The 4,432-nt window shown below is 65.3% G+C and carries 4 protein-coding genes; 2 read left to right on the plus strand and 2 right to left on the minus strand.

All coding sequences use genetic code 11. The annotated features are described in order from the left end of the window. Window positions 1-111: 111 nt before the first annotated feature. Window positions 112-1,299 (minus strand): bifunctional sugar-1-phosphate nucleotidylyltransferase/acetyltransferase, encoded by a 1,188-nt coding sequence (gene glmU, locus PGX04_RS29625; RefSeq protein WP_273741771.1) that lies wholly within the window; start codon window positions 1,297-1,299, stop codon window positions 112-114. 133 nt (window positions 1,300-1,432) lie between these two features. Next, window positions 1,433-3,010, minus strand: a complete 1,578-nt coding sequence (locus tag PGX04_RS29630; protein ID WP_273741772.1) for an aldehyde dehydrogenase family protein — start codon at window positions 3,008-3,010, stop codon at window positions 1,433-1,435. Between the two features lie 307 nt (window positions 3,011-3,317). Between PGX04_RS29630 and PGX04_RS29635 the strand changes: the two genes are divergently transcribed. Next, complete coding sequence (locus tag PGX04_RS29635; protein ID WP_273741773.1) at window positions 3,318-3,752, plus strand: SPW repeat domain-containing protein; 435 nt, start codon at window positions 3,318-3,320, stop codon at window positions 3,750-3,752. Window positions 3,753-4,240: 488 nt separating this feature from the next. Then, on the plus strand, window positions 4,241-4,432 hold a 192-nt coding region (locus PGX04_RS29640), incomplete at its 3' end, for an ATP-binding cassette domain-containing protein (protein WP_273741774.1).

Below are 4,432 nucleotides of genomic sequence, written 5' to 3' on the forward strand. Positions count from 1 at the left end.
CTCGCCGGCCCCCTCCCATTACTTGTCCATCTCAGCTCATGCCCATAACTTCCGTCACTCATTAAGCCGTCTCGAACGACGTTCGCGAGATGACTGCTTCTCGACGAGGCCTTACCGGTCCCGGTCGACGGTTTCACCGGGCAAGGTGGTCGCACCGCCCTCGAGTTTCAACCCGGGGTAGAGACTCGTGTTGATCCCGGTCTTGACCTCGTCGCCGGCGACGACGCCGAACTTTCGGCGTCCCGTCGAGACGCGGTCCCCCTTGACCGTGAATTCGATCGCCGCGTCGTCGTGGCGGAGATTCGCCACGTTCGTTCCCGCGCCGAAATTGACGTCGCGGCCGAGCACGCTGTCGCCGACGTAGGAGAGGTGACTGACCGACGTTCCGCGCGAGACGACGCTGTTTTTGATCTCGACCGAATGGCCGATTTCGGCGTCCGGGCCGACCAGCGTCGCGCCGCGGATGTACGCATTCGGCCCGACCTCCGCGCCGGCACCGATTAGTGCCGGCCCCTCGATCACGACGCCGGGTTCGATCGTCGCGCCGTCTTCGACGACGACCATTCCCTCGAGCCGTGCGTCCTCGCTCACGTCGCCGTCGATCCGGCGCTCCACCTCCCCGAGTTTCCACTCGTTGGCCTCGAGTAGCTCCCAGGGCCGGCCGACGTCGAGCCACCGCTCGAGGGTGATCGGCGTCACGTCGTACTCGTCGATCACCCGCGCGACGACGTCAGTGATCTCGTGCTCGCCGCGCTCGCTCGCGGGCACCGTGAGCCACTCGCGGGCTTCGGCGGGGAACGCGTAGGCCCCGGCGTTGGCGAGGTTCGTCGGCGGATCGGCGGGTTTTTCGACGATCTCCGTTATCAGGCCGTCCTCGCCGTCGGTACTGAGGACGCCGTAATTGCTCGGCTCGTCGACCTCGATCGCGCAAACGGCCGGACAGGCGTCGAACAACCGGCCGATCGCGGCCTGATCGTAGAGATTGTCGCCGTTGAGCACGGCGAAGGGGCCCTCGATGTGGTCTCGAGCGGCGTTGACCGCGTCGGCGGTCCCAGCCTGTTCTTCCTGAACGGCGTAGGAAACGGGGACGCCGCGGTGCTCGGCACCGAAGTAGTTCCGAACCGTCTCGCCCTCGTAGCCGATAACGAGAACGATTTCGTCGGCCCCGGCGTCGACCGCCGTGTCGACTGTGTGGGCCACGAGCGGTCGATCGGCGACCGGTAGCATGGGCTTCGGAACCGATTCTGACAACGGTCGCATCCGCGTCCCTTGTCCCGCCGCGAGAACGACTGCCTTCATGTACTCCTCCCTTCCACGAATTCCCGGATAAGCGATTCGTTCGTGAGTAGAAAATGAAAGTCGAGTGGTTCGTTGATACTGGCGGGGAATCAAGTGTCGCGCCGGCGCGGAGGTGAGGGGGCGTCGACTGCCGTCAGTCCTCGGTCGTCTTGATGTCGGCCGACAGCCCCTGCGCCATCTCGATCTCTCTGGAGTTGTTCATCGTCCACGCCGTCCGCTCGGTGACGGCTTCGATGGCTTCTCGAGCGCTGGGGTAGCCGTTGCCGGACTTCTTGACGCCGCCGAAGGGAAGCTGGACCTCCGCGCCGATACACGGTAGGTTCGCGTACGCGAGCCCGAGGTCAGCGCGGTCTCGGAAGTAGTTGAGCTGGCGGTAGTCCTCCGAGATGATCGCGCCCGCCAGTCCGTAGGGGGTGTCGTCGTGGATCTCGACGGCGTCCTCGATACCGCCCGAGTACTCGATGAGGGCCACGTGCGGGCCGAAACACTCCTCGTTCAGACAGCGCAGGTCGGACTCGTAGTCGATCTCGTAGACGAACGGGCCGACCCAGTGGCCATCTTCGGAGCCGTCCGGAATCTCCTCGTTCGCGAGTTCGAATCGGTCGACGAGGACGTTCGCACCCTCCTCCCGGGCGAGTTCGTTGTACCCGCGGATCTTCTCGACGTGGTCGGCCTCGATGGCCGGCCCCATGAACGTGTCCTCCTCGAGCGGATCGCCGACCGCGATGTCCGCGGCGATGTCGACGAATCGGGCTTTGAACTCGTCGTAGACGTCCTCGTGAACGATCAGGCGCTCGCTCGAGACGCAGCGCTGGCCCGTGGTCTTGAAACTCGACATGATCGCGGCGTGGACGGCGATGTCCAGATCCGCTTCCTCGGTGATGACGATCCCGTTCTTGCCGCCCATCTCGCAGGCTGCGAGTTTGCCGGGTTCGCCGCCGACGTTGCCCGCGATTTCGTGGCCGACCTCCGCGGAGCCGGTGAAGAGGACGGTGTCGACGCGCTCGTCGTCCGCGATCGCCGCGCCGGCGTCGCCGAAGCCCTGGACCATGTTGAAGACGCCGTCGGGGATCCCGCTCTCCTCGAACATCTCGGCGATGATCTGGCCGCACCACGGGGTCTGCTCGGCGGGCTTCCAGACGACGGTGTTGCCCTCGACCAGAGCGATGGCCATGTGCCAGAACGGGATCGCGACCGGGAAGTTCCACGGCGTGATACAGCCGACGACGCCGCGCGGTTTCCGGCGCATGTAGGCGTCCTTGCTGCCGATCTCGCTGGGGACGATGTCCCCGTGCGGATGGCGCGCGTTGCCAGCCGCCCACTCGACCATGTGCCAGGCCTCGGTGACGTCGGCTTTTCCCTCCGAAATCTCCTTGCCGCACTCCTTCGAAACGATTTCCCCTAACTCGTCGTGGCGGTCCCGCAGTTCGTGGTAGATGTCCCAGAGGTACTCCGCGCGATCGATGTAGGACAGGGAGCGCCACGCTTCGGCGGCCGATTCGGCGGCCGCGAGGGCCGCATCGACATCGGCCGCCGTTCCGCGCTGGAAGGTCGCCAGCGTCTCCCCGGTCGCGGGATTCTCGCTCTCGAACGTCCGTTCGGCGTCGGAGCGCGTCCGATCGCTGGCGGAACGCCGTTCCGCGCCGTTCCCGTCGGTCCACTCGCCGCCGATGTAGTGGCCGCGCCCTCGCTCGGTGCGTTGCTGGCTCATACGAGATGAAACGGCGGGCACGGTGAAAATCCTGCTGGTGGTTCACAGTTCACGAACGAACTGCAAGTTCGATACCCGCAATTCCGCTGTTCGTTCGCTCGAGTCCACTCGTGGGAGACGCGTGAACACCGACGGCGCTCCGGGATTGGAGTCCGTCGTGCTCGCCGATCGATAGCTGACGGCGAGAGTCGATTGAGCACCGATCGGCCTCGAATTGGCCACCGACATAGAAAGTCCAGTTGATGAATTTCCCGACAGTTGCAGGCACGTATGTTTTGCTCGAATGGCCGCTATCTCGGAGTGAAATATGAGTGACACACCGAACACCGAAACCGGCCGCGATACCCGGACCGACTACAATTCCCTGAACACGGACGCGATGCAGTGGCTGAGCGCCTTCGTCGCACTGCTCGGGCTCTACCTCGTCGCCTCGCCGTTCCTCTTCGAGGCCACGGACGCGGCCATCTGGAACGATACCCTCGTCGGAACGGCGATCTTCCTCACCGCGGGCTACAACTTCGTCCGCCTCTCGAGGGACCGATTGGCGAGCGTCGGCGTCGCATCGCTCGCGGTCCTGCTCGGGCTGTGGGCGCTCATCTCGCCCTCGTTCATCGAGATGGGGAGCAGTACGCTCGCGACCGGGACCGCGATTACCGGCCTGCTCGTCGCCGCCCTCTCGGCCTACAATGCCTACGCCAACAACAAGGCCGACACGCCCGAACAAGCGCGAGCCCGCGTCTGAATTCGACCGACCGTTTTCTGCTCGGTGAACCGCTCGAGATGCGATAGCCGGACTGAAACTGTCGTTTTCTACGTATCACGGGAGATCGATACGCCGGCACGCGGTGGCGCGCTGTCGGCCGTCTGAGCGACAGCGAAGATGGCCGACGGTACTGCGCGGGGTCGTCGCGAGTGGTTCGGGACCGACGGTCCCGCATCCCATGCGAACGGTGCGCGGTTCGGAGCGACGCGCGGTTCGGAGCGAACAGAGTGAGCGAGAACCGCGGGGGCGCGAACCGTGAGTGAAACGAGCCGTGAGCGAACACAGTGAGCGAGACCGGCGAGATGAGCGGGGAACGACATGACCCGTGAACGGCGCATTGAGCCGTGAGAAGGTGGTGCGGTGAGAGCGAGAGAGAGAGCCGTCCATTGCGAACGGGTGTACAACGACCCGCGAGCCCGGCCGGCGGAATCGAACCCCTTACCCGCGATGCGCGGAAACCCGTCGGTATGGAAGCCGTAGTCGAAGCGACGGACCTCGAGAAGGTCTACGGCGAGACGACGGCCCTCTCGGGGGCGTCGCTCTCCGTCGAGAGCGGCGAGGTCTTCGCGCTGATCGGTCCGAACGGGGCCGGCAAGACGACGCTCCTCCGCGCGCTGACGGGGACGACCGAACCCGACGCCGGCACGGCGCGGATCCTC

The sequence above is a fragment of the Natrinema soli genome, from assembly GCF_028618695.1.